The sequence below is a fragment of the Acinetobacter sp. AM genome (assembly GCF_003105055.1).
In the GTDB taxonomy this organism is placed as follows: domain Bacteria; phylum Pseudomonadota; class Gammaproteobacteria; order Pseudomonadales; family Moraxellaceae; genus Acinetobacter; species Acinetobacter tibetensis.
Genome location: NZ_QETG01000004.1, coordinates 1 through 23,845, shown reverse-complemented (window position 1 = coordinate 23,845; position 23,845 = coordinate 1). Strand labels below are relative to the sequence as shown.

General features: G+C 40.1%; 23 protein-coding genes and 1 pseudogene. 14 read left to right on the top strand and 10 right to left on the bottom strand.

From position 1 onward, the window contains the following. Positions 1-18: 18 nt before the first annotated feature. From queC to DCO44_RS03225, 4 genes are all read left to right on the top strand, one after another. Entirely contained in the window at positions 19-687 is a 669-nt protein-coding gene (gene queC / locus DCO44_RS03240; protein ID WP_116759179.1) for a 7-cyano-7-deazaguanine synthase QueC, read from the top strand. 16 nt (positions 688-703) lie between these two features. Further along, positions 704-1,114, top strand: coding sequence for a hypothetical protein (locus DCO44_RS03235; RefSeq protein WP_116759178.1), 411 nt, complete (start codon positions 704-706; stop codon positions 1,112-1,114). Positions 1,115-1,186: 72 nt separating this feature from the next. After that, positions 1,187-1,885: a diphthine--ammonia ligase gene (locus DCO44_RS03230; protein ID WP_116759177.1), complete on the top strand. Its 699-nt coding sequence runs from the start codon at positions 1,187-1,189 to the stop codon at positions 1,883-1,885. 3 nt (positions 1,886-1,888) lie between these two features. Continuing rightward, complete coding sequence (locus DCO44_RS03225; protein ID WP_116759176.1) at positions 1,889-2,347, top strand: peroxiredoxin; 459 nt, start codon at positions 1,889-1,891, stop codon at positions 2,345-2,347. A gap of 51 nt (positions 2,348-2,398) precedes the next feature. Here DCO44_RS03225 and DCO44_RS03220 read toward each other — a convergent pair whose 3' ends face one another. After that, on the bottom strand, positions 2,399-3,004 hold the full coding sequence (locus DCO44_RS03220; protein WP_116759175.1) for a LysE/ArgO family amino acid transporter: 606 nt from the start codon (positions 3,002-3,004) through the stop codon (positions 2,399-2,401). 139 nt (positions 3,005-3,143) lie between these two features. Here DCO44_RS03220 and DCO44_RS03215 point away from each other — a divergent pair, with 139 nt between their 5' ends. Then, positions 3,144-4,055 carry a LysR family transcriptional regulator ArgP gene (locus DCO44_RS03215; protein WP_116759174.1) on the top strand — a complete coding sequence of 304 codons (912 nt, stop codon included), beginning with the start codon at positions 3,144-3,146 and terminating at the stop codon, positions 4,053-4,055. A gap of 35 nt (positions 4,056-4,090) precedes the next feature. Here the strand turns inward: DCO44_RS03215 and DCO44_RS03210 are convergent, their stop codons facing one another. Both DCO44_RS03210 and DCO44_RS03205 read right to left on the bottom strand, forming a co-directional pair. Continuing rightward, entirely contained in the window at positions 4,091-4,693 is a 603-nt protein-coding gene (locus DCO44_RS03210) for a YceI family protein (protein WP_416224513.1), read from the bottom strand. A gap of 29 nt (positions 4,694-4,722) precedes the next feature. Next, complete coding sequence (locus DCO44_RS03205) at positions 4,723-5,292, bottom strand: nicotinate-nicotinamide nucleotide adenylyltransferase (RefSeq protein ID WP_116759172.1); 570 nt, start codon at positions 5,290-5,292, stop codon at positions 4,723-4,725. A gap of 104 nt (positions 5,293-5,396) precedes the next feature. Between DCO44_RS03205 and DCO44_RS03200 the strand changes: the two genes are divergently transcribed. Together DCO44_RS03200 and DCO44_RS03195 are read left to right on the top strand one after the other, a co-directional pair. Beyond that, on the top strand, positions 5,397-6,197 hold the full coding sequence (locus DCO44_RS03200) for an enoyl-CoA hydratase-related protein (RefSeq protein ID WP_116759171.1): 801 nt from the start codon (positions 5,397-5,399) through the stop codon (positions 6,195-6,197). 113 nt (positions 6,198-6,310) lie between these two features. Beyond that, complete coding sequence (locus DCO44_RS03195; protein WP_116759170.1) at positions 6,311-7,093, top strand: nitroreductase family protein; 783 nt, start codon at positions 6,311-6,313, stop codon at positions 7,091-7,093. Positions 7,094-7,381: 288 nt separating this feature from the next. On the opposite strand, the gene DCO44_RS03190 is transcribed toward DCO44_RS03195, so the two are convergent. Further along, positions 7,382-7,693 carry an NGG1p interacting factor NIF3 gene (locus tag DCO44_RS03190; protein WP_116759169.1) on the bottom strand — a complete coding sequence of 104 codons (312 nt, stop codon included), beginning with the start codon at positions 7,691-7,693 and terminating at the stop codon, positions 7,382-7,384. Between the two features lie 412 nt (positions 7,694-8,105). Here DCO44_RS03190 and DCO44_RS03185 point away from each other — a divergent pair, with 412 nt between their 5' ends. Beyond that, entirely contained in the window at positions 8,106-8,618 is a 513-nt protein-coding gene (locus DCO44_RS03185) for a tetratricopeptide repeat protein (protein WP_116759168.1), read from the top strand. Positions 8,619-8,683: 65 nt separating this feature from the next. On the opposite strand, the gene DCO44_RS03180 is transcribed toward DCO44_RS03185, so the two are convergent. From DCO44_RS03180 to DCO44_RS16790, 3 genes are all read right to left on the bottom strand, one after another. Continuing rightward, positions 8,684-9,640 carry a DUF4424 family protein gene (locus DCO44_RS03180; protein ID WP_116759167.1) on the bottom strand — a complete coding sequence of 319 codons (957 nt, stop codon included), beginning with the start codon at positions 9,638-9,640 and terminating at the stop codon, positions 8,684-8,686. Positions 9,641-9,810: 170 nt separating this feature from the next. Next, the gene (locus DCO44_RS03175) at positions 9,811-10,350 is read right to left on the bottom strand and encodes a cysteine peptidase family C39 domain-containing protein (protein ID WP_116759166.1); all 540 of its coding nucleotides are present in this window, start codon (positions 10,348-10,350) and stop codon (positions 9,811-9,813) included. A 399-nt stretch (positions 10,351-10,749) separates the two neighbouring features. Next, positions 10,750-10,914: a DUF4917 family protein gene (locus tag DCO44_RS16790; protein WP_416224514.1), complete on the bottom strand. Its 165-nt coding sequence runs from the start codon at positions 10,912-10,914 to the stop codon at positions 10,750-10,752. Between the two features lie 412 nt (positions 10,915-11,326). Here DCO44_RS16790 and ahcY point away from each other — a divergent pair, with 412 nt between their 5' ends. From ahcY to DCO44_RS03140, 6 genes are all read left to right on the top strand, one after another. After that, positions 11,327-12,709 (top strand): adenosylhomocysteinase, encoded by a 1,383-nt coding sequence (gene ahcY, locus DCO44_RS03165; RefSeq protein WP_116759165.1) that lies wholly within the window; start codon positions 11,327-11,329, stop codon positions 12,707-12,709. 139 nt (positions 12,710-12,848) lie between these two features. After that, the gene (gene metF / locus DCO44_RS03160; RefSeq protein ID WP_116759164.1) at positions 12,849-13,685 is read left to right on the top strand and encodes a methylenetetrahydrofolate reductase [NAD(P)H]; all 837 of its coding nucleotides are present in this window, start codon (positions 12,849-12,851) and stop codon (positions 13,683-13,685) included. Between the two features lie 40 nt (positions 13,686-13,725). After that, positions 13,726-14,442 (top strand): 16S rRNA (uracil(1498)-N(3))-methyltransferase, encoded by a 717-nt coding sequence (locus DCO44_RS03155; protein ID WP_116759163.1) that lies wholly within the window; start codon positions 13,726-13,728, stop codon positions 14,440-14,442. Positions 14,443-14,612: 170 nt separating this feature from the next. Then, positions 14,613-17,474: an EAL domain-containing protein gene (locus tag DCO44_RS03150; RefSeq protein WP_116759162.1), complete on the top strand. Its 2,862-nt coding sequence runs from the start codon at positions 14,613-14,615 to the stop codon at positions 17,472-17,474. Positions 17,475-17,618: 144 nt separating this feature from the next. After that, positions 17,619-19,898: an NADP-dependent malic enzyme gene (locus DCO44_RS03145; protein WP_116759161.1), complete on the top strand. Its 2,280-nt coding sequence runs from the start codon at positions 17,619-17,621 to the stop codon at positions 19,896-19,898. Between the two features lie 81 nt (positions 19,899-19,979). Continuing rightward, the gene (locus tag DCO44_RS03140) at positions 19,980-21,221 is read left to right on the top strand and encodes a multifunctional CCA addition/repair protein (RefSeq protein WP_116759160.1); all 1,242 of its coding nucleotides are present in this window, start codon (positions 19,980-19,982) and stop codon (positions 21,219-21,221) included. A 56-nt stretch (positions 21,222-21,277) separates the two neighbouring features. On the opposite strand, the gene epmA is transcribed toward DCO44_RS03140, so the two are convergent. The 3 genes and pseudogenes from epmA to DCO44_RS03125 form a co-directional block, all read right to left on the bottom strand. Beyond that, positions 21,278-22,255, bottom strand: a complete 978-nt coding sequence (gene epmA, locus DCO44_RS03135; protein ID WP_116759159.1) for an EF-P lysine aminoacylase EpmA — start codon at positions 22,253-22,255, stop codon at positions 21,278-21,280. Next, complete coding sequence (locus DCO44_RS03130) at positions 22,252-23,319, bottom strand: 4-phosphoerythronate dehydrogenase (protein WP_116759283.1); 1,068 nt, start codon at positions 23,317-23,319, stop codon at positions 22,252-22,254. The genes epmA and DCO44_RS03130 overlap by 4 nt, the downstream gene beginning before the upstream one ends. A gap of 399 nt (positions 23,320-23,718) precedes the next feature. After that, positions 23,719-23,845 (bottom strand): annotated as a pseudogene (locus DCO44_RS03125) (IS5/IS1182 family transposase); the annotation flags it as partial.

The following is a 23,845-nucleotide window of genomic DNA, read 5'->3' as shown; positions in this document are numbered from 1 at the left end:
CTATTTGGAGATTTTAATATGCGCCCTCGTGCCATAGTTTTGTTATCTGGCGGCTTAGACTCAACAACTTGTTTGGCTTGGGCGCAAGCACGTTATGAATGTATTGCAATCAGTTTTATGTATGGTCAACGCTCGACCACTGAACTTGATGCTGCTCGTGCATTAACTCAACGTGCTGGTGTAGAACATCGTGTCATTAATATTGATTTAGGTAACTTAGGTGGTTCTGCTTTAACAGATCACAGCATTGATGTACCTGAACAGTTGCAAGAAGGTATTCCTGTAACTTATGTTCCAGCACGTAACACTATTTTCTTATCTTATGCTTTAGCAGCAGCGGAAGTTTTTGGTGCAGAGGCCATTGTGATTGGCATCAATGCCGTTGATTATTCAGGTTATCCAGACTGTCGTCCTGAATTTATTGACGCTTTTGCCAACATGGCACGCTTGGCAACTAAAGTTGGCGTGGAAGGAAAACCTCTTAAATTTGAAACACCTCTGTTACATTTATCCAAAGCAAATATCATTCGCTTAGGTATAGAACATGGCGTAGACTATAGTCAAACGGTGTCTTGCTACCAAGCAGATGACCAAGGACGTGCTTGTGGTAAATGCGACAGCTGCCGCTTACGCAAACAAGGCTTTGAAGATGCAGGCGTAGCAGACCCAACACGTTACATACCGTAATTACAGGGTACAGTTTATGAAAAATTTAAAATCAAACATTATTCTTTCTACATTGGTTTCAGCAGCGGCATTGTTCGCAACAGCTTCACATGCTGCTGAGTCAAACAAACTACAAGAAGCATATAAAAGCACCAATGTAAAAGCTGCATTAATTAATGTTTGTAAAGAAGAAACAGCCAAAGGTAATAAATTATCGAGCGCTGAAGTAAGCAAATACTGTACTTGTGCAGTTGAAGCAGATGGTAAATTAACCAATGCTCAAAAATGGGAAATTCAAAGCGCAATTAACCAAAAGAAAAGCCCAAGCACATTGGCTTTTGTTCAAAAGCAGAATAAAGATTTACAAGCCTGCTTTGGTCCTCAGTTAACGACAAAATTAAAGTCATTAACTGAAGCAGCAATGAAAAACGCACAAGCGAAAAAATAATTCGCTCAACGTGAATGAAGCCTGCTTTATGCAGGCTTTTTCTATGTCACAAAATTGATAGAACTTGAAACTATGTGCATTGAATGGAATACAAACGCTCAAGGTCAAAAATTTGTCGCTTCTTATAGCGGTGGGAAAGATAGCACTCTTGCTCTCTACCAAGCCATGCAAATGGGTCAGCCTGTTGCACTAATTGTTATGCTTGAAGAACAAGGCTTAAAGTCACGCTCACATGGTATGTCGCTCGACATTATTCATGCTCAAGCCAATGCCATTGGATTACCCATCTTTACAGCTTCTGCAACTTGGCAAGATTATGAAAGTCATTTCATTCAACTGCTGCAAAAAGCTCAAGCCCTCGGTGCGGAAACCTTGGTCACAGGTGATATTGATTTAATGGCACACGCTGAATGGAATCAATCTGTTTGCGATAAAAGTCAGCTCAGTTTATGTATGCCACTTTGGCAACGTCCTCGTTTAGACATTGTGCAGGAATTTATTTCACTGGGATTTCACAGCATGATTGTTACCGTGAACCTTAACCTAGGCATGAAAGTTGAAGATTTAGGGCAAATCCTCACGCTTGAATATATTCAGCAGCTTATGGAAAGAGGTATTGACCCTTGTGGTGAAGCGGGTGAATTCCACACGACAGTGATTGATGGCCCTATTTTTAAATATGCGCTCAACATTATGAAAGGTGATATTCTCTATCACGAAAATTACGCCTTTTTACCCCTTGAACTAGAACAACACCAGATTGAAGGATAAACCATGACGGATACAATTCAACTTCCAAATCAAGCTTTCCCCACCACTACTGGCGAAATCAATTTAACTGAAGTACCTACTGAATGGTTAATTGTTTATTTCTACCCAAAAGATTCAACGCCAGGCTGTACCACACAAGCCGTTGGTTTTTCATGTTTAAAAGACCAGTTTGATGCACTTAATACCAGTATTTTTGGGATTTCACGTGATTCAGTTAAAGCCCATCAGAACTTTACTGAAAAGCAGGCTTTAACGATTAATTTAATCAGTGACAAAGAAGAAGTACTGTGCAAACACTTCGATGTGATTAAAGAAAAGAATATGTATGGCAAACAAGTCATGGGCATTGAACGCTCAACCTTTATTTTCCATCAAGGCAAGCTCGTTAAAGAATATCGTAAAGTCAAAGCTGCGGGACATGCAGAACAAGTTCTTGCAGATCTAAAAGCATTACAAGCCTAAGACCCAAAGCCGCTGTCACTCTGAACATTGCAAGGTCAGCGGCTTTACCCCTTAAACCCCCACAATTAAAGACAGTGCGATACCCCACATCATCAAGGCAATTAAACCATCTAAAACTTTCCATGCTTTAGGATTTTCAAAAATTGGCGTTAATAATCGTGCCCCATAACCCAAACTGAAAAAGAATAACCATGATGCGGTCATAGTACCCAGCGCAAAATAGAGTTTGCTCTGCTCAAATTGGGTTGAGATAGAGCCAATCAGGACCACAGTATCCAAATAAACGTGTGGATTAAGCCAAGTTAATGCCAAACACACCATCAAGATTTGACCCAATTTTGTTCCGTTTTGCTCTGCTGCATGCAAAGCCTGATTGGATTTGAAAGCCGCACGTAAATGTTGCAAGCCATACCAAAATAAAAATAATGCCCCTGCCCATTTCGCCATGCCCAATATTTCAGGGTAATGCTGAAGTACCACTGAAAAACCTGTGATTCCTAATAGAATTAAAATCGAATCGGACAGCGCACAAACAAAGCAAACCCAAAATACCGACTGCTGTTTTAAACCCTGCTTTAAAACAAAAGCATTCTGTGCCCCAATCGCCACGATTAGACTAAAACCAATCGCGATCCCCTGTAAATACGTTTGTAACATGACTTTTTCAACTCTATTTTTTGCTCCATCGCATTATCAATCATTTTTTATTTAACTAAATAAAACTAAAGAAATATCAATTTAACTCAATTTATCTTAGATTATAACCATGACTTATTGCTTGGACTAAAACCCCATCATGTTGAACAGTAAACAATGCGATGCGTTTTTAGCTGTTGCAGAAACAGGTAGTTTTGATTTGGCGGCAGAACGTTTATGTATTACGGCATCTGCCGTCACCATGCGCGTGCAAAGTATAGAAAAATCTTTAGGGCATCTATTAATTGTGCGTGAGCGTCCTTGCCGTGTTACCCAAGCGGGATTGTCTTTATTACACTATTTGCAGCACACCCGACGATTAGAACAGAATCTGTTACAGGACTTAACAGGACAAACACCTGAATCGCCATTCTATCAACTCAATATTGCCACTAATGATGATTCCCTTGCGACTTGGTTACTGCGAGCAATACGTGAAACCTTGTTACGTGAAAAAATTGTGGTGCATTTAAAAGTAGATGATCAAACGCAAACCCATCATTTACTTGAAGCAGGATTAGTCAGTGCTTGTATTACAACGGAACAGCAACCAATGAAAGGTTGTGTTGCAACGCGCTTAGGCTGTATGAATTATCGAATGGTGGCAACCCCAGAATTCAGCCGACGCTGGTTTGCACAAGGTTTAAACCGTCAAAGCTTAAGAATGGCGCCAGCGGTGATTTATAATGATAAAGACCATCTGCATACCGATATTATTCTGGAAAAATTTGGCTTAAATATTGAGAGCTATCCACACCACTTTATTCCTTCTTCAACGGCTTTTGTAGAAGCGATAGAATTTGGTTTAGGATTTGGAATGGTGCCAGATTATCAAATTGGACAGCGCTTACATACGGGAGAATGGCTTGAACTATTACCCGATTCACATATCAATATTCAATTATATTGGCACCACTGGAAGCAACAATCACCGCCATTGGCACAACTCACACGAGATATGATCGACAAAGCGCCAAGCTATATGAATCAGCAAATGAATACTTCTTTTTAATCAGACACGCTACACATGAACTGAACACATCGGGTTTAGTCAACCTTTTTCCATTGTCCGATGACTTGAATATTTACTTTTTCACCAATTCCACCTAGGGCTTTTTTCATACCAAAATCGCTACGGCGAATTATGGTATACGCCTCAACATCTAATACATCAGGATTATTCGAATTCGGAACTAATCTGGCATTAAAAGAAATTGGATGGGTCACACCTCTTAAGGTCAAATTGCCGAGAATCTGATAACGATGATCTCCAAGCGCTTTAAATTGAGTGCTGGTAAATGTCGCTGTTTTATATTTTTCTACATAAAATAGGTCTGGGCCCAAAACCATCTGTTTGAATGAGGGTTTATTTAAGTCGATACTGGTGATATCGAGTATCACCTCGGCTGTGGCTTGTTCAGGTTGTTGCAAATTAAACTGTAGGCTGGATTGGACTTTTTCAAACTGACCTTTCACAAAAGTCATGCCAAATGTATCTATATGAAAACCAACTTCAGAATCCTCAGTTAAATGCCATGGGCTAGCCAATGCAGTTTGAATAGATATAATCATGGCAAATGCATAAATATACCCAGAAACCCGAGGTGGACGTGAAGCCCCGTAAGCTCCAACATGGTATCGCATATCCATTCCCTCATACGAGGTGATGAAGATATAGTTTACTCAAGATTGGTTTTATCTTGGGTCTGGTATTTGTGTTGTAATTGTTGATAAAGCACGCTTTGCTTGAAGTTTTGTAAAAAGGCAACCGTGCCTTGCGGAAAAGTATCTTCCCAAATCTCCCCACGATAATAAGCTTCACGCATAGGGGTCGCAGACATCGCGCCTTCTAAACTGTCAATTTCAACCATTTCCCATTCTGGAAAAAGTTCTAAATAATAAGAAGATTCATCTTTAAAATGTCCAATCAACCCCACTTTATGTTCAGGTTTTACCACCACTGCAACTAAGCTTTTGACCAAATTCACCCATTTTTTATCATTATAAACATCGACAACATGTACAAAATGAATACGCGCAGCATCTTCCGCAGAGAAATTCGACAAAATCATCTGTTCACGTTCTTGAGCGGTAAATGGGTTCTTAATATTTCGTTCCATCTGTGCTGAACCCAATGCCAAAATAACATGGTCACTCAGTTCCAGCGCAATTTGGATGGTTCGCATATGTGCCAAGTGAAACGGCTGAAAACGACCAATAAATACCAGATAATCAAATGTATGTTTCATAGAGAATGAACTTTTTTATGAACTCATCAGTAGCAGCGTTATTGTTTAAGATACGACATAATGGCTCATAAAATTTAACTAAATTTTAAAGCAAGGATAGTACGATGACGCTCAGTTGTATTCAACAACCACATGAACATTTAAATGCAAATTTAGACAACGGTATTTTGACGTTAGCCATTAACCGCCCAAAAGCAAAAAATGCATTGTATGGTGAATTGTATTTATGGATTGCTCAAGCCCTAAATGAAGCGGATCAATCTAAAGATGTACGCGTAGTGATTTTACGGGGTGAAGATGCAGATTTCACTGCGGGAAATGACATGCAAGACTTTATGCAATTCATTCAATCCCCACTACAAGGCAAATCTGGCGATGCGCCCCCTTTTGTGGTGTTAAAAGCAGCGGCGCGTTTTTCTAAGCCATTAATTGCTGCGGTGCGTGGTGTGGCCATTGGCATTGGCGTGACTATTTTGCTGCATGCTGACCTTGTGTATAGCGACCAAACTGCATTATTCCAAATCCCATTTGTCAGCCTTGGGCTTTCACCAGAAGGTGCAGCTAGCCAATTACTGATTCAACAAGCGGGTTACCACAAAGCGGCTGAATTGTTGTTTACTGCCCAAAAATTTAACAGTGAAAAAGCAGTTGCAGCAGGTCTAGTCAACAGCATCGAAGAAGATGTTTATGCAGCAGCACTCAAACAAGCGCAAATTTTAGCGGCATTACCATTGGCATCTTTACGTCAAACCAAAGCGCTCATGAAGCATAACCTAGACAGCATCGTGGACTGTATTGACCATGAGGCTGAGATTTTCATGCAGCGTGTTTCTTCACCAGAAATGGCTGAAGCGGTTGCTGCATTTATGCAAAAACGTAAACCTGATTTTGCTCAATTTAACTAATTGAACCTCAAAAGGGGCCTTATGCCCCTTTATTTTAGCTCACCCAAATACAACACCTGTTAAACAGCACCCGATATATTCTAAAACAACAACTTTCAAAATTTATAAATCCTATGACAGATACCAATCATACAAATTTCATTGCAGATGACTCAGGCAAACCACGTTATTACGAACCTGCACCACAAGATATTGATGTTGCTAATTTCCGTAAAGTGATTGAAAGCCGTCGTTCAGTGCGAAAATTTACAGACCGTGCCATTCCTAACGAAGTTTTAGATGCTTGTTTGGATTTAGCACTGCTCGCGCCCAACTCATCCAATTTACAACCGTGGACTTTTTATGTGGTACAAAGCCCCAGCAAGAAAAAACAACTAATTAAAGCCTGCTTAAATCAATTGGCGGCCAAAACTGCTGCCGAACTGATTGTCTGTATTGCGCGTACAGACCGTTTGGATGATATGGCAAAACGCAACATCAGCGAATTTCCATTTCCTGAAACACCTCCCGCGGTGCAAAAATATTATCGAGTGATTCCATATAACTATAAAACTGGTTACTTCAATGCCTTAGGCAATGTTAAAAAAGTCGCGTTCAAGTTGGTACGTACCTTTGATAAGCAATTGCCCGTCACGGCTTTTAATGCGGCTGATGCCAAATTATGGGCAAGCAAAACCACAGCGCTGGCGTGTGAAAATCTGGTTTTGGCTTTGCGTGCCTATGGTTTCGATAGCTGCATGATGGAAGGTTTTGATGAGCCAATGGTTCGAAAAATCTTAAAACTGAATGAGCAGCAATATCCTGTCATGGTCATTGCAGCAGGCGAACGTGCGAAAGACGGCGTGTTTTTCCCACAATATCGTTTTAATCGTGAGTTATTTATTCAGAAGGTTTAATTTTAAACTCAATTGAATTCATCACAAAAGTTGGATACACATTCACGTCATCAGCAACTGTTCGAGGCAAGATCAATATGTTTCGTATAGTTTCTGCGATCCACTACATCAAATAATCATTTCTGCCGAGTTTTGCTGATGACAATGGTTTTGCTTACTTTTCCCGAAAGAAAAGTAGGTCGAACCTGAACAAGATTGAAATATATTTCAATCGCAGTGCAAGACGAAATGGGTCAAACCCGAAATTACAACATCAACAATAAAGACACTACTAAGCTTTCTTTAATATTAAATATCCAGTATTTGAATAAACTCAAAAGCAGGCTCTTCATAAGGATGGCTGATTTTAAGCGCGTGAGCCACAGCTTTGGCATGGGCTTCTGGCACAATGGTTTCTACACGCCATTCAGGTACTTGTTCTAAACTGTCCAACTCACCAATAAATGGATTTGCACCTTGCATAGGCTTAAACTGCCCTGTCCCCAAAACCTGCCAAGCACAGTGTTCATAATTGCCAATTCCCCCAGCCCCTGCTGAAAAAATTGCTTGTTTAGTCGACTCTAGGTGACTCTCTGGAACGTAATAAATTAATTTCAGCATAAGTACCCTTTTTTTCAAATCTACATAAATATGCGTATTGTTGAATGATTACTTCTTAAAATACAAGCAAGCACGATCACTTCAAACATGTATATTGGTTTCACCCCCAGAAAATTTGACTAAACCTTCGACCATTTTGCTTTAATTCATCATCAATAAAAATATGGATTTCTCTGTTTAGCCTCCATCCTCAAAATCAAATCCACAATCTAATTCCAATCTACTCAAATATCATTGCATGGTGTTTTATCGTTTTGCTTTGGCAATTAGGTGGCTATCTACTTTCTGCACTCAGTTTAGTCAGTGCTTTGATCGCTTGGTTTTAATGCTGCACTTCGCCAAGGCTTTTAGGCTATAATCACTGAGCCAATCATCAGATTGGCTTTTTTAATTGACTGCCTTTGGAATTTCTATGTCTCAGCTTCCTTCTATTTCAGCAGAACTGATTAATCGTGCAATTGCCGGAAATGCAGCAGCACAGTTCGAAGTTGCCACTTTATACATGGAAAGTGAAGATGAACAACACATTGAACTTGCTGAAGAATGGGCACTGAAAGCTGCTGGAAATGGCAATGTCGAAGCCATGTACTGGCTTGGTGAAGGTTATACCGTTTATGCAAAGGACCTTTTAGAAGAAGATCCTAAAGAAGCCAAATATTATTTTGAACAAGCCTACCATTGGCTTAAGCAAGCCAGTAGCGTCAAACATGCGGCTTCTATTTTAGAACTTGCAGGTTTTTACCGTCGTGGTGATGTGGTCGAAAAAGATGTTGCCAAATCTGTAGCCTTGGTACAACAAGCCGCAGAACTAGGTGACGTACAAGCCATGCGCGATTTAGCTTGTATCTATGCACATGGTCTAGGTGTTGAAATTGATGAAGCCAAAGCAGATGAATGGAACAGCAAAGCACAACAATCCAACTAAACGCGAACAATAAAAAATCAGCAGAAACCCCGTCCAAAATGGGTTTCTGTTTTTATTCAATCAATTTACTGACGGATATGGACAAAAATAAGGTCTAAATCGCGTTTTGGTAGAAAATTCTTTTTCCGCATTTCAAAACGTATTGGGCTTATTTTTTCAACTTTGCCCTCCCAACAGAATGAAACTAACTCTCCTGCATCTCGCTCAACGGTCAGTTTAAAATCTGCAATGGGTTTAGCCCAGTTAGCCCCTGTCGTTAAAATATAGCTCAATGCTTGATATGGCGCGTGCTGTGCCTTGGCTTTGGCGAGTCCCGCTTTAAAGTGCTTATCCATACAGTAGGTTTTTTCATCTTCTTCTGGATAAAGTGACACTGAACCGCCCACCAATGGTGCATATTGATGCTGAATACGCGTAGTACTATTGGCTTTAAAATTTTGCTGCCAACTATAAATAACCTGCGCTTCCCAATAGATTTCATCGCCCGCTTGATACGGTTTTAACAACTGCTGCACTTGAGGCTCTTTACAGGCAAACATCCGACCACTGTAATTTATATCTTGCTGCATACTCCACGGATACATCAAATCATGTTCAGTAAATCCACATTTTTTTAAAGCAGCGGTCACATCAACAGGATCACCTTCCCAATTAATTTCACCTTGTTTGGTCAACGTTGGTAAAAAAGCCCGCACATGCTGTTGGGGTTGAATACTCTTGCCATTGGCTTGTACTTTAAAGCTTTGCAGCAAATGTTCAGTATTCGCAAAATCGCTTTCACGCGAACTTCCCACACGCGGTAAAGGAAATAACACTGTTTCTTGAAGGTCTTGATTGGTCAGATTCTTAAATTGATAATCCACACGGATCTGCTTTTTACTCACAAACAAATCTTCACTTTGCATGGAGATTTTAGGATTTTTCAGATATTGCACACCGCCTGTTGCCACAAAACCTGTACTGTCATTGGCATTCACCAAACCACATATACACAACAGCCCTAAACCATAGCTCCATTTCATCTGATTCTTCCTTCTTCTGTTTTTTTAGTTCTTCAGTACTTTATTAGTAAACCGATAATTTAAAATCAGATCAATATTACCCTTCAATCTTGATCTGCAAATCGACTCAACAATATGGCTTTATTTATTCGGCATCTTAATGAAATAAATAAAGCCAAAGTTCGATGCAATTAGTTCAACAGAGTTGATTGAAGTTTCGCCTCACGATCATCAATAATAAGAACCTGTCGGCAAATACCTTCTACTTGACGTTGTTGTTCAAACACTAATGCGGGCATTGGTTCAAAATTATCAAAGAAACAAATTTCCTGATCATCTATTGAATACACCAAGGACTGGTTGCCCACTTCATCTAAAGTGTCATAGTACACAATGACCATTTTTCCATTTTGAATCGCGGCTTGAATTTCGGTATAGCTCAACGCAGGCTCAATTGGGATGCGTAAAGCTTTCGCCTCGGCATAACTTTGTCTTTCAGTTCTATCTATGTTGGGGTCGGGGTCTGTAGAGAAAGTGACCTTAAATCCGATCTTTTTTAAAGCAACGGCTAGTGCAATCGTAAAGGTACCATCTTGACGATCATGTCGGCATAACTTAATCAATTCATTCATGTCGACATGCACACCATGATGTTGCAGCAACATCCAAACGGCAAATACACCACAATTCGCTTCTAGATTCAGTAAAGAATCAGGAATCTCTAAAGCCATAGGTTCACTCTCAAGATGATATGAGGCGGATGATAATGCTTACAGATTTAAACTCAAGGATTATTCCAACAACCTGAGCTTTGACTATCAAAAAATTTTAATTTCTGTTTCTGAGTTTATATCGTTGATAAGCATAGAAATGCGATGACATTATTCTTGTTTCTTATCAAAAGTATAAATAGCTACTTTACCCAATGATTTTCCTTTGAATATTTAATCAATAAGATGTTTTTCCTGCCCCCACACTCCAACTGTAAATCACCAAATTAGTTTTTTGCGTTATTCAATCTAGCAAAACTTCATAGAAAATGGTGCTCAAACATTTTGTAAATTCATAAAGTTGGGGGAACTGACCTGCAATGATATCTCTAGAACAATGTATTTCTCATACAACTTGAATCAATGCATTTTTATATTTTCATAGGCTTTATTGATCGTACTCTCTTCAATTCGCAATTTTTCATTAATCAATTTTGCATGCCCAACTAAACGAAGAATTAACTCAAAGTCGATGATATCAAATTCTTGGAAAAGCATTAAAATGTCTTCATTGAAAAGTGTAATTTTTCAGCTTTTTCTTTTAAAGATTTAAAAACAAATTTCGAATGAAGCGCTATACCAGCACCGTTACCAATGATTACACTGCCATTAACCTAGTCAGCCGAAATATCACTCCAATTTTTTATTTTATAATTTATTTCTTTATTCATCACTAAGTTATCTAAGTACTCATTTATCAGTCAAATAATAACCAATTACTGATTGGAACTAAAACAATTTCCAAGTACAATATGCAACTCGTCGAGGGGTGCTGCGACTTTTTCACAGGCTGATTTTCAAAAACAGTAATGTGAAATCGCTAGGCTCGACGATTCGGTCAAAACTTCTGTGAAATACTGGTTTTGATTAACAACGGCATCCGCGAACATAACGATCCAATCTATTTTTATTGTTATTTAATAACTAGGAGATCCAGATGAACGCGGTTACTGCTTCATTTACAGATTACAAAGTTGCTGATATTTCACTTGCTGATTACGGCCGTAAAGAAATTAAACTTGCTGAAGCAGAAATGCCAGCTTTGATGGGTCTACGTAAGCGTTATGCAGCTGCAAAACCACTTGCTGGCGCAAAAATCCTTGGTTGTATCCATATGACCATTCAAACTGCTGTTCTCATTGAAACATTGGTTGAATTGGGCGCAGAAGTTCGCTGGACATCTTGTAACATCTTCTCTACTCAAGACCACGCTGCTGCTGCAATTGCGGCTTCTGGTGTACCTGTATTTGCTTGGAAAGGCGAAACAGAAGAAGAATACGTATGGTGTTTAGAACAACAAATCAATGTCAATGGCACACCTTGGGATGCCAATATGATTTTGGATGATGGTGGTGACTTAACACTACTTGTTCATGAAAAATATCCAGAAGTCATTGCTAAAATTCACGGTGTAACAGAAGAAACAACAACAGGTGTTCAACGTCTGTACGAAATGCTTCGTGATGGCACTTTAAAAGTTCCTGCAATCAACGTAAACGATTCTGTTACTAAATCTAAAAACGACAACAAATACGGTTGCCGTCACTCACTTAACGATGCAATCAAACGTGGTACAGATATGCTTTTATCTGGCCGTCGTGCACTTGTAATCGGTTACGGTGACGTAGGTAAAGGTTCTGCTCAATCTCTTCGCCAAGAAGGTATGATTGTACGTGTAACTGAAGTTGATCCTATCTGTGCTATGCAAGCATGCATGGACGGTTACGAAGTTGTATCTCCATACAAAAATGGCGTACAAACAGGTAAAAAAGAAGACGTAAATGCTGATCTTCTTCAAAACACTGACCTAATCGTAACTACAACGGGTAACTACCACGTATGTGACGCTGCAATGCTTGATTCATTAAAAGCAGGCGCTGTTGTTTGTAACATCGGTCACTTTGACACTGAAATCGACACAAACTACTTACGTGGTTACAAGTGGGTTGAAGTGAAGCCACAAGTTCACCAAGTTTACCGTTCAGAAGATGAAAATAACTACCTAATCCTGCTTTCTGAAGGCCGTTTGGTTAACCTTGGTAATGCAACAGGTCACCCATCACGCATTATGGATGGTTCTTTTGCTAACCAAGTATTGGGTCAAATGCATTTGTTCGCTGAGAAATTTGCAGATCTTCCTGAAGCTGAAAAAGCTGCGAAAATCCGTGTAGAACTTATTCCTAAGAAATTAGACGAAGAAGTTGCTGCTGCAATGGTTGCTGGTTTTGGTGGTGTTCTGACTCAATTGACTCAAGAACAAGCAGACTACTTAGGTGTAGCAGTTGAAGGCCCATTCAAATCGGATACTTATAAATACTAATTTTTCACCTCTCCTAAATCCTCTCTTAAGAGGAGAGGGCTTTTCCCTGAATTAAATACCGCGAGGTTCCTCTCTCCCTCTGGGAGAGAGTCAGGGTGAGGGTAAAAGAATACAAGCATTTATAAAAAAGGATTTGAACATGTCTAAACACATTCCTATTTCTTTTGAGTTTTTCCCGACCAAAACGGATGCGGGTGCAGAAAAACTGAAAGTCGTACACCAAGAACTACAACGCTTAAATCCAGAGTTCTTTTCAATTACTTACGGTGCTGGCGGTTCAACCCGTGAACGTACCTTAGCAGCGATTGCTGAATTTAATGGCAAAGGTACACCTGTTGCCCCTCACCTGTCTTGTATTGGTGATGACAAAGCTCGTATTGCAGAATTACTTGACATTTATAAAGCACAAGGCATTGATCGTATTGTGGCGCTACGTGGTGACCTACCTTCAGGTCAGGTCGGTCTAGGCGAATTACCTTATGCAACAGATTTGGTCCGCTTTATTCGTGAACATTCTGGTGACCATTTCCATATTGAAGTTGCTGCATATCCAGAAATGCATCCACAAGCAGAAAGCTTTGACTTAGACATTCAACGTTTTTGCGACAAAGCCAATGCAGGTGCTAACGCTGGTTTAACCCAGTTCTTCTTTAATCCAGATGCCTACTTCTACTTTGTCGATCGCATTCAAAAAGAAGGTGTGAACATCCCAGTTGCACCGGGCATTATGCCGATTACCAATGCCAGCAACTTAATTCGCTTTGCAGATAGTACAGGCGCTGAGATTCCACGTTGGATTCGCAAGCAATTGGCAACCTATGGTGATGATACGGCAAGCATTAAAGCATTTGGTCATGAAGTGATTGTGAAACTTTGCGAACGCCTAATTGCTGGTGGTGCACCAAGTTTGCACTTCTACACCATGAACACGACTGACCCTACCCGTCAGCTTGTACTAGACCTCGGTTTGGCATAAGTATTTAAACTAGACTCACCTTATTTGAGAGTAAAACCGAATGCCTCGTTTTTTTATGGAAGCAGAACTCAATGTTGATCACACTGTCGAACTGACTGAAACAGTGTTTCACCACTGGGTAAAAGTTTTACGCGCTCAAGTCGGTGAAACAGCGACTTTGTTTAATGGGCAAGGCGGCGAATATGAAGTGACCTTAAGTGACGTTGCCAAAAAGTCAGCATCGGTTCAGGTCACTGCTTTTAACCCAACCAATCGTACTCCAGCCATTCATACTTTACTTGGTCAAGTCATGAGTAAAGGTGACCGTATGGATTATGCGATTCAAAAAGCCGTTGAACTGGGTGTATCCGAAATTCAATTGTTGACCTCTGAACGTTGTGAAATGCGTTTGAAATATGACCGCGACCAAAAGAAGATTGATCATTGGCAAGGCATTGCCATCGCGGCATGCGAACAATGTGGCATGAACCTTGTGCCAAAAATCCTTGCACCACTCAGTTTAGAGAAATGGCTTGTGTCTGAATTGCCAGAGACGAAACTTGTGCTCGCACCAAATAAGGATGAGACAAATCCTTTGAACAATGCCAAACCAAATATCGCACTGCTGATCGGGCCTGAAGGCGGTTTGAGTGAAGCAGAAATTCAAGCCGCAAATGATGTAGGTTTTGTCAACTGGTGTATCGGTGAACGAGTATTACGTACCGAAACGGCCCCTGTGGTTGCATTATCCATCTTAAATTACAATGTTAGACCATAGTTTTTCTAAAAAGATGAAAATACAGATGGATAAGATTGATATTTATGAATAACCTGATTAATCTAAAACTGATTCAATATTTTGTGATTTTATTAAACGACTAAGCAGATGAATGGAACGTATAACCTCTACAGTATCTAGAACAAAACAAAAATAAGGTTATGAATATTATGCCCGATTTTTTAGATGCGAATCTTAGATCGCAGTTACGTGCTGCGCAAATTCATAATTCCATAAGGCATATCCAATTATTTTTGGCCAGTATTCTCATTATTTTTTTATATGTTTATTGTGTTTATCAGTTTAACTTTTCCCACTTTTCCATCTATTTCAATGTTTGGTTCTTGCTCACAGAGCTCCTTGTCGGTAGTTTTTGGTTACTGACCGCAACTCGATTTAAATTTGAACAATACTCTATTTCCCAAGCGCATCACTGGGTGCAATTTCTCTGCATAGGTATCGGCATACTCATTGCAACTGGAATTAGTCTTATTTATTACTATTTACCTCTGGTCAATCCAAGTTTTGAACCTGTTCATGCTTTAACATTATCCGCCTTATTGTTAATCGTGACTCAAACATTAGCGCTTACCTTCCTAACCCAACGCCTTGATTATTTTTGTCTAATTTTCATTCCGTCTATTATTCCTTACTTTATATCTCAATTTATTCTTACTGACCAAATTAACCAATTATTTCATCTAACCGTGAACTTTGTTCTTATCGTCATTTTATTGTGTGCCAATTCTACTGTACGAATCCATAAACGCTTATCTGCTTTATATTTACGTAATGGTCAACTCATAAAAAATGCTGAGCAACAAGTGACTCGGACTGAAGAATTATGTGAACAACTGCAAAATGAAATGAACAAATCCAAAGAAATTGAATTACAACTACAGCAAAATAACCAGCAATTAGAGCACAAAATTAAAGAACGTACTTTTGATATTGAGCAAATGAATCGTAATCTAGAAAACCAGCAACAAAACTTGGATCTTGCACATGAAATTGCAGGTTTAAAACCTTGGGACTGGAATATTAAAGAACGTCATATATCTGTCAGTAACTACCAACAACAGAAAAAACGTAAACATTCAAAAGAACACAGTATTCAGCTACAAAACATCATTCATCCAGATGATTTATTCTGCTTCAAAGCAGCATTAAAACAGCATCTTCGTGCCGAGACTGATCGCTATGAAGCCACCTATCGTGTACAGCAATCCAATGGTGAGTGGAGTTGGGTACACGATATTGGACGTGTGATTGAACGAGATCCAACCAATAAAAAGCCTTTGCGCATGGTTGGCATACAACGCGACATTCATCAGGAACGCACCGACCAAGAACGTCTAAAACTGGCTGCAAGTGTCTTAGAACAAGCGGCTGAGGGTATTTTTATCCTCGATAAACATTTGCATTATGTCAATGTAAATCCTTTTTATGAAAAGATCACAGGCTTTAATAAAGACCTCTGCTTAGGACAGCATCTTTTCGCAATCACCTCAAACCTTAAATCCGTACAGCAACAAAACCATCAGGCTATTTTAGAACAATTAGCACGCACAGGTGAATATGACGGTGAACTCACTGAAAAATTCAGTACAGGCAAAGAGCTGACGTTTTGGCTACATATTAATGCGATACACGATGAACATAATCGTGTCATCAACTATATTGGGATTGTTTCCGATCTGACAGAACGTAAACTTCAAGAACAACGTTTATCTTATCTTGAAAATTATGACACGTTAACGGACTTGCCAAACCGTTTTTACTATAATTATCAACTACATCAATATTTAGTATCGCATCAAGATTCCATTCAACAACTCGCTGTGATTCGACTCAATATTGACCGATTCCGACCACTCAATGAATATTTAAGCAATAATGGTGGTGATGAACTGTTAAGACAAGTCGCTCAACGTTTACGCTTAACCAATACAGATGCGTTGTTCCTGGCACATTTAAATGGCGATGACTTTGCGATTGTGTATGAGATTTCTCATATCCGCCCATCCATTCAACAGCATTGTGAGCGTATTCAAGACGCTTTTGCTGAACCATTTGATATTTTTGGACAGGATCATATTATTACGGTTTCCATGGGGATCTCCTTCTACCCTGAACATGGTCGACAACTCGATTATTTAAATAATTGTGCCGAACAAGCCTTAACTGAAGCCAAGCGTTTGGGGGGGCATACCATGAAATATTACTCGAGTGATAACACCGCTTTGCTTGAACAAGGCATTTATTTAGAACGTGACTTACGCCAAGCTATTCGTAATGATGAGCTGGTTGTTTATTACCAACCTAAAATCGACTTTAAAGATCAACATGTTTACGGTTTTGAAGCTTTGGTTCGCTGGAATCATCCAACCAAAGGCATTATTCCTCCTGCACTCTTTATTCCAATGGCAGAAAAAACCAGCTTAATTTCAGATATTGGAAGAATTGTCATTCGTAAAACAGCTAAGCAAATTAGCTATTGGAATTCGATTGGTTTTAAAAATATTTGCGTATCTGTCAATGTCGTTGCTCAACAATTACAACGTGGACAACTTCTCTCCGATTTAGATGAAGCCATTGCAACGTATCAAATTTCTGGTGAAAGTTTAGAACTTGAAATTACTGAATCTTCCCTGATTGAAAACTCAAAAACGGTCAAAATATTATTGGATCAAATTAAGCAACGCCATATTAATATTGCCTTAGACGATTTTGGTACAGGCTATTCATCTCTTGCTTATCTCGCAGATTTCCCAATTGACATTCTAAAAATAGATCGCGCCTTCATCGCCAACATTGGAGATGGCAAACAAGATGCCATTATTAGTGCCATGGTTGCCATGGGTAAAGCAATGGGATTAACAGTCGTCGCAGAAGGAATTGAAACTGAACAGCAGCTCTGCTATCTCGAAAAACTACAATGCGACATTGCCCAAGGTTATCTTTTTTCTAAACCGCTCTCTGAAAAAAATGCCACCGAATACTTGCAATTACATAAACTTATCCCTTCTTAGTCTAAGTCAATAGGCTTGAGGTCTAAGTTTGTGTAAAAAAGAAGCGTGTTCGACTGGGCTTAAAAGACAAGTAATGGTATATTCGAGCAAATTCAGCAAAACCACCAGCATAAGCTGGACCACTCAGTAACAAACGAGATTCAGATGGACGATCAATCATTAAAACAGCAAGCTTTGTATTATCACGAGTTTCCAACCCCAGGTAAAATCAGTGTTACACCTAGCAAGCAGCTGGTCAACCAACATGACTTAGCACTTGCTTACTCCCCAGGTGTGGCTGCGCCTTGTTTAGAGATTGAACGCGACCCTTCAACTGCCGCCCTATATACTGCACGTGGTAACCTTGTTGCCGTTATCACTAATGGTACCGCAGTACTTGGACTAGGTAACATCGGTCCATTAGCGTCAAAACCAGTAATGGAAGGTAAAGGCGTCCTGTTCAAAAAATTTGCTGGTGTTGATGTCTTCGACATCGAAATCGCTGAAAATGATCCAGACAAAATCGTTGATATTGTTGCAGCGTTAGAACCGACTTTTGGCGGGATTAACCTCGAAGATATTAAAGCGCCAGAATGTTTTTACATTGAGCGTAAACTTCGTGAACGCATGAATATTCCTGTGTTCCATGATGACCAACACGGTACTTCAATCATTGTGGGTGCTGCTTTACTGAATGCACTTCAGTTAAATGGCAAGAAAATTGAAGAAATCAAAATTGTCGCTTCGGGTGCAGGTGCTGCGGCCCTTTCATGTTTAGACTTACTTTGCGCAATTGGTGCAAAGAAAGAAAACATTATCGTCGCTGACTCACGTGGTCTACTCACGACTCAGCGCGAAGGTCTAGATGACTCTAAAAAACGCTATGTACAAGACATTGAAGGCACACAACTGGCTGACGTGATTGCAGATGCTGACATGTTCCTTGGTCTTTCAGCAGCAGGTATCTTAACCAAAGAAATGGTTAAGGTCATGGCAAAAGATCCTATTATTTTTGCCCTTGCTAACCCAGATCCAGAAATTTTACCTGAACATGCACATGAAGTTCGTGATGACGTGATCATGGCAACAGGTCGTTCAGACTATCCGAACCAAGTGAACAATGCACTTTGCTTCCCATATATCTTCCGTGGTGCACTTGATGTGGGTGCAACAACCATTAACGAAGAAATGAAAATTGCTTGCGTATACGCCATTGCACGTATGGCACACATTGAAGCAGATGCTGCAACTTATGGTGAAAAATCTGCATCTTTTGGTCGTGACTATTTAATTCCACGCCCACTTGATCAACGTTTAATCCTTGAAATTGCACCAGCAGTTGCACAAGCAGCTATGGATTCTGGTGTTGCAACACGTCCAATCGAAGATTTCTCGGCATATCGCCAACGTTTGTCTGAGTTTGTTTATAACTCTGCATTCATTATGAAACCGATTTTCGCTCAAGCAAAAACAGATCCTAAACGTATTGCTTATGCAGAAGGTGAAGACCTCCGCGTATTACGTGCTGTACAAATTGCTGTAGATGAAGGTATGGCGAAACCAATTTTGGTGGGTCGTACTGCGGTGATCGAAGCCAACATTAAAAAATTAGGTCTACGCTTAGAACATGGCGTAAACATTGAAATTGTTGACCAAGAGCAAAACCCGAACTACGAAAAATTTGCTGAAGACTATTACGACATCATGCAACGTAAAGGGGTAACACCTGAATACGCACATCGTGAAGCGCGTCGTCGTTCTACATTAATCGCAGGTATGTTGGTTAAACATGGTCTAGCGGATGGTATGTTGTGTGGTACTTATTCAAGCTATGACATTCACTTAGACTTCGTTAAAAATGTGATTGGTTTGAAAGAAGGTCGTACCAACTTCTTTACCCTCAATGCATTAATGCTTGAAGATCGTAACTTGTTCATTGCGGATACTTATGTAAATACGAATCCAACAGCTGAACAGTTGGCTGAAATGACCATTTTAGCGGCTGAAGAAGTGCGTCGTTTTGGTATTACTCCACGTGTTGCTCTACTTTCGCATTCTAGTTTTGGTTCAGATCAAAATGATCCAAGTGCACAAAAAATGCGTAAAGTATTTGAAATCTTGAGTGAAATTGCACCTGAACTTGAAGTTGAAGGTGAAATGCACGGTGATGCAGCAATGGACGAAACCATTCGTCATTTTGCCTTCCCGAACTCACGTTTCAAAGGTTCTGCGAACTTGTTAATTATGCCGAACTTAGATGCTGCTAACATTTCATTCAACCTCTTGAAATCAACTTCTGGTAACAACGTTACTATTGGTCCTATTTTATTAGGTGCAGCAAAACCTGTTCATATTCTTACCCCAACGACTACAACACGTCGTTTAGTAAACATGACAGCATTAACTGTGGCTGAAATTCAGCAAGCTGAAACTGAAGCACTTTAATCTTTAGTGAAAAGCTCAAGTTATTGACTTGAGAAAACCTCTATTCTGTAGCATGATTGCTTGAAGAATAGAGGTTTTTTCATGCAAGTTTATTTAGTAGGCGGTGCAGTACGAGATCACTTACTCGGACACCCCTATCACGAAAAAGATTATGTTGTTGTTGGCGCTACTCCAGAGCAATTACTGGCACTTGGCTATCAGCCTGTAGGCAAAGATTTTCCCGTTTTTCTACACCCAGAATCAAAAGAAGAATATGCTTTAGCCCGTACTGAGCGTAAGTCAGGACAGGGTTATCATGGTTTTGAGTTCTTTACCGATGTTAGCGTGACCCTTGAAGATGATTTAATTCGCCGCGATTTAACTATTAATGCGATAGCCATGGACGAAGCTGGGAAAATCTATGATCCCTATCAAGGTCAACAAGATTTAGCCAATAAAATACTCCGCCATGTCTCCCATGCCTTTGTTGAAGATCCGCTTCGCGTATTGCGTGTGGCTCGTTTTGCTGCGCGTTATAAACCTTTAGGTTTTAGCATAGCCGCTGAAACCTTAGACTTAATGCGGGAATTGGCGGAATCAGGCGAACTGAATGCCTTAACACCAGAACGTGTCTGGAAGGAAACTTCTCGTGCACTCATGGAACCGCATGCAGACATCTATTTTGAAGTTCTGCACGCGTGTGGTGCTTTAAAAGTTTTATTTCCTGAAATTGATGCACTCTTTGGCATTCCACAGCGCCCTGAGTATCATCCCGAAATTGACTGTGGTGTTCATACACTCATGTCTCTCCATCAAGCCTGTAAAGCCAATTATTCACTGGATGTACGCTTTGCTGTTTTGGTGCATGATTTGGGTAAAGCCCTCACCCCTGAGCATGAATTACCTCGGCATATCATGCATGAAGAGCGTGGGATTCAACCCGTAGCTCAAGTCTGTGATCGATTAAAAGTACCGACTCAAACCAAACAATTGGCCTTAGCCGTCTGCAAAGAACACTTAAAGTGCCATCAAGCTTTTGCTTTAAAGCCTGGAACACTCTGGCGCCTACTACAACGTCTTGATGTACTACGCCGTCCAGAACGGGTGGAAGCTTTCATACAAGCCTGTGAGTGTGATGCACGCGGACGTCTTGGACTAGAAGATCGTGAGTATCCTCAAGCCACCTATATGCGTGATGCGATGGAAATTGTGCGTACAATTAAAGCACAAGATTTACCTGAGAATGTTCAAGGCTCTGAAATCGGTGAAATGTTGATTCAACGTCGTATTCAGGCTTTGGAAGCTTATAAATCACAGCATGCAGCGACAAATAAGCCAGAATAATCAAAAGCCCTTGATCTCAATCAATCAGGGGCTTTGAATCTTCCAGTTATTTATGATTATGCAATCTGTGCTGGAAAAGTAATCACCTGCTCCAAGCGCATTTTTTCAGTCGCCACCATCAATAAACGATCTAAGCCTAAAGCAATCCCTGCACATTCTGACATATTCGGCAAAGCAGCTAATAGATATTCGTCAATAGGCATGACATGCAAACCTAACTGCTTACGCTCTTGATTATCTGCCTCAAAACGTTGACGCAATACATCTGCATCAATCAATTCATCATAAGCATTCGCCAATTCCAAACCTTCGATATACAGTTCAAAACGTGCTGCAACCAATTCACCATCTTCATCATGTTTGGTTTTTGCCAAAGATGCTAACTCAGGTGGGAAATCTGTCAAAAATACAGCGGTGTCAAAACCTAAGCTAGGTTCTACAAAATGTGAAAACAGTAAATCAATATATCCCAGTCGATCATCACCCAAATCCAGATTTAAACCGACGCGCTGACAACAATCTTTCAGTTCTTTCAAGCTAGCCTGTAAAGGATTTAACTCCAAACGGTCCATAAACGCATGTTTATAACTTAAAATGGTCGGACGGATTTCGCCAAAACGCTGCGCCAAAGTCACATTTAGTAAATCGGCAACTTCGAACATTAAGTCTTTCAAACTAAAATGCGGACGATACCACTCCAGCATACTAAATTCACTGTTGTGCTTACGCCCATGCTCATCGTCACGGAAAACCTTACAAATTTGATAAATTGGTCCGCTGCCACTTGCCAATAAACGTTTCATGGCAAATTCTGGTGAAGTCTGCAAATAATGTGTTGCAAGTTTACCTTGTACATGGCGCTGTGCCTGCACCGAAGCTAAGTGCACATCGGTTACACCAGCTTGCGATAAAATTGGAGTTTCAACTTCTAAAACTTGACGTTCAGCAAAAAACTGTCGAATTTGTGCATACATTTTGGCACGCGCTTGCATTGCCGCTAAATCACAAGTCGGTTGATAATGAACTTGACTCACGCCTGTGGACCTCCATGTGCTGCCCACTCACGTCGTAGCGGATAGTTCTTTCTTAAAATATCAAAGGCTTGTTGTTCGACTTTGCCTTGCTTTACACATGCTCTTAAATTGGCATCATCTTGAGCAATATCATAAATCTGGTTTAAATATTGAGTCAGCACGGTTTTAAAATCAGCTTGGGCAAAATATTGCTCACAACTTGGAAGTTGAGTTTCAAACCGTTTTGTCGCAGCTTGAGCAAAGACCTGACAAAATGCCTCATAAATCATCTGAGTACCACGTGCCTTGCCTTCTAAGCTATAACCTGCGATATGTGGTGTCGCCAACGCCAAAAGCTCTAATAGTTCAGATGAAATTTCTGGCTCATGCTCAAAGACATCCAATACCACAGTACGATTGGTGTTTCGAATATCTTGCATTAAATCAGCTTCCGCAATCACAGGTCCACGTGCCGAATTAATCAATATGGCATTTGGCTTCATTTGAGCCAAAGTTGTCGCATTAAATAAATGATAAGTTGGATGTTGACCTGCTTTGGTCAAAGGCACATGAATTGAAATTGCATCGGCTTGTTGTAATAACTGTGTAAAATCCACTTGCGTGACATGATCTCTTTGCACAAAAGGATCATAGGCAATCACCTGCCAGCCCAATAGCTGCGCCATAGTTGCTAAACGAGAACCGACATTACCTAATCCAACTATCCCCAAGCAAAAGTTCTGCTCGGCAGAAATCAGTTCAGGTTTTAAATGTAAAAGAGCAGTAATCACATATTCCGCAACCGCTTGAGCATTACAGCCCGCAGCATTCGACCACGGAATACCCGCAGCATTTAAAGCTTGAATATCTAGATGATCCGTACCAATCGTAGCACTACCCACATAACGAAGTGCTGTATTTTGTAGTAATGTTGAATTAACCTTAGTTACAGAACGAACCAAGAGTGCATCAGCATCGACAACATCAGAATGACTTAAATTGCGACCTGGGACATGTTGGATTGCACCAAATTCTGCAAAAAAATAATCAGTAAAAGCAAGATTTTCATCAGCCACAATTTTCATGATTTGGACCAGCAATTGATTCTGCACTATCTTACTGCTTTAGAATTCTACTGACCATTCAAAAACGATTATTTGAATTTTTCTTTTTTGGTTTTACCGCACCACTGTTTACTTTACGGGCAAAGAATCAAATCTATACATTAAAAAGATTTTATATCATTTGATTGACACGTAGAATGCTGAGCACTTTTATAAAGCACAATTCCTCATGTTACGCCTTTCCTTCATTGCTTGCGCCCTGCTGTTCACAGGTTGTGCTTTCGGCACCAGCAAAGAAATAAAACAAGCTGAAAAATTACTCGAACATTTTCAATGCCACAATATTGAATCTAGCCAAATGATGCACAGCCCCATCATTAATTATTATGAACATGCATTAGGAAACTCTAGGGCGTGTCCTTATTTGGCTTTACACCAAATGAACATACAAGCAATGTAAATCATAGACTGATAATTTCGTGCCAGCTTATCAAATCGGGTTGCAATCGCTCGAAAATGTTTTAACCTCGCAAAGGCATTTTCAACT

Excerpts from the sequence above, each read along its gene's own strand:
- DCO44_RS03145 (WP_116759161.1), top strand. The coding sequence starts at position 17,619 with ATGGACGATCAATCATTAAAACAGCAAGCTTTGTATTATCACGAGTTT.
- DCO44_RS03155 (WP_116759163.1), top strand. The coding sequence starts at position 13,726 with ATGCCTCGTTTTTTTATGGAAGCAGAACTCAATGTTGATCACACTGTC.
- DCO44_RS03190 (WP_116759169.1), bottom strand. The coding sequence starts at position 7,693 with ATGCTGAAATTAATTTATTACGTTCCAGAGAGTCACCTAGAGTCGACT.
- ahcY (WP_116759165.1), top strand. The coding sequence starts at position 11,327 with ATGAACGCGGTTACTGCTTCATTTACAGATTACAAAGTTGCTGATATT.
- DCO44_RS03150 (WP_116759162.1), top strand. The coding sequence starts at position 14,613 with ATGCCCGATTTTTTAGATGCGAATCTTAGATCGCAGTTACGTGCTGCG.
- DCO44_RS03130 (WP_116759283.1), bottom strand. The coding sequence starts at position 23,319 with ATGAAAATTGTGGCTGATGAAAATCTTGCTTTTACTGATTATTTTTTT.
- DCO44_RS03210 (WP_416224513.1), bottom strand. The coding sequence starts at position 4,693 with ATGGATATGCGATACCATGTTGGAGCTTACGGGGCTTCACGTCCACCT.
- DCO44_RS03185 (WP_116759168.1), top strand. The coding sequence starts at position 8,106 with ATGTCTCAGCTTCCTTCTATTTCAGCAGAACTGATTAATCGTGCAATT.
- metF (WP_116759164.1), top strand. The coding sequence starts at position 12,849 with ATGTCTAAACACATTCCTATTTCTTTTGAGTTTTTCCCGACCAAAACG.
- queC (WP_116759179.1), top strand. The coding sequence starts at position 19 with ATGCGCCCTCGTGCCATAGTTTTGTTATCTGGCGGCTTAGACTCAACA.
- DCO44_RS03140 (WP_116759160.1), top strand. The coding sequence starts at position 19,980 with ATGCAAGTTTATTTAGTAGGCGGTGCAGTACGAGATCACTTACTCGGA.
- DCO44_RS03235 (WP_116759178.1), top strand. The coding sequence starts at position 704 with ATGAAAAATTTAAAATCAAACATTATTCTTTCTACATTGGTTTCAGCA.
- DCO44_RS03175 (WP_116759166.1), bottom strand. The coding sequence starts at position 10,350 with ATGGCTTTAGAGATTCCTGATTCTTTACTGAATCTAGAAGCGAATTGT.
- DCO44_RS03220 (WP_116759175.1), bottom strand. The coding sequence starts at position 3,004 with ATGTTACAAACGTATTTACAGGGGATCGCGATTGGTTTTAGTCTAATC.
- DCO44_RS03195 (WP_116759170.1), top strand. The coding sequence starts at position 6,311 with ATGACAGATACCAATCATACAAATTTCATTGCAGATGACTCAGGCAAA.
- DCO44_RS03200 (WP_116759171.1), top strand. The coding sequence starts at position 5,397 with ATGACGCTCAGTTGTATTCAACAACCACATGAACATTTAAATGCAAAT.
- DCO44_RS03225 (WP_116759176.1), top strand. The coding sequence starts at position 1,889 with ATGACGGATACAATTCAACTTCCAAATCAAGCTTTCCCCACCACTACT.
- DCO44_RS03205 (WP_116759172.1), bottom strand. The coding sequence starts at position 5,292 with ATGAAACATACATTTGATTATCTGGTATTTATTGGTCGTTTTCAGCCG.
- DCO44_RS03230 (WP_116759177.1), top strand. The coding sequence starts at position 1,187 with ATGTGCATTGAATGGAATACAAACGCTCAAGGTCAAAAATTTGTCGCT.
- DCO44_RS03215 (WP_116759174.1), top strand. The coding sequence starts at position 3,144 with ATGTTGAACAGTAAACAATGCGATGCGTTTTTAGCTGTTGCAGAAACA.
- DCO44_RS03180 (WP_116759167.1), bottom strand. The coding sequence starts at position 9,640 with ATGAAATGGAGCTATGGTTTAGGGCTGTTGTGTATATGTGGTTTGGTG.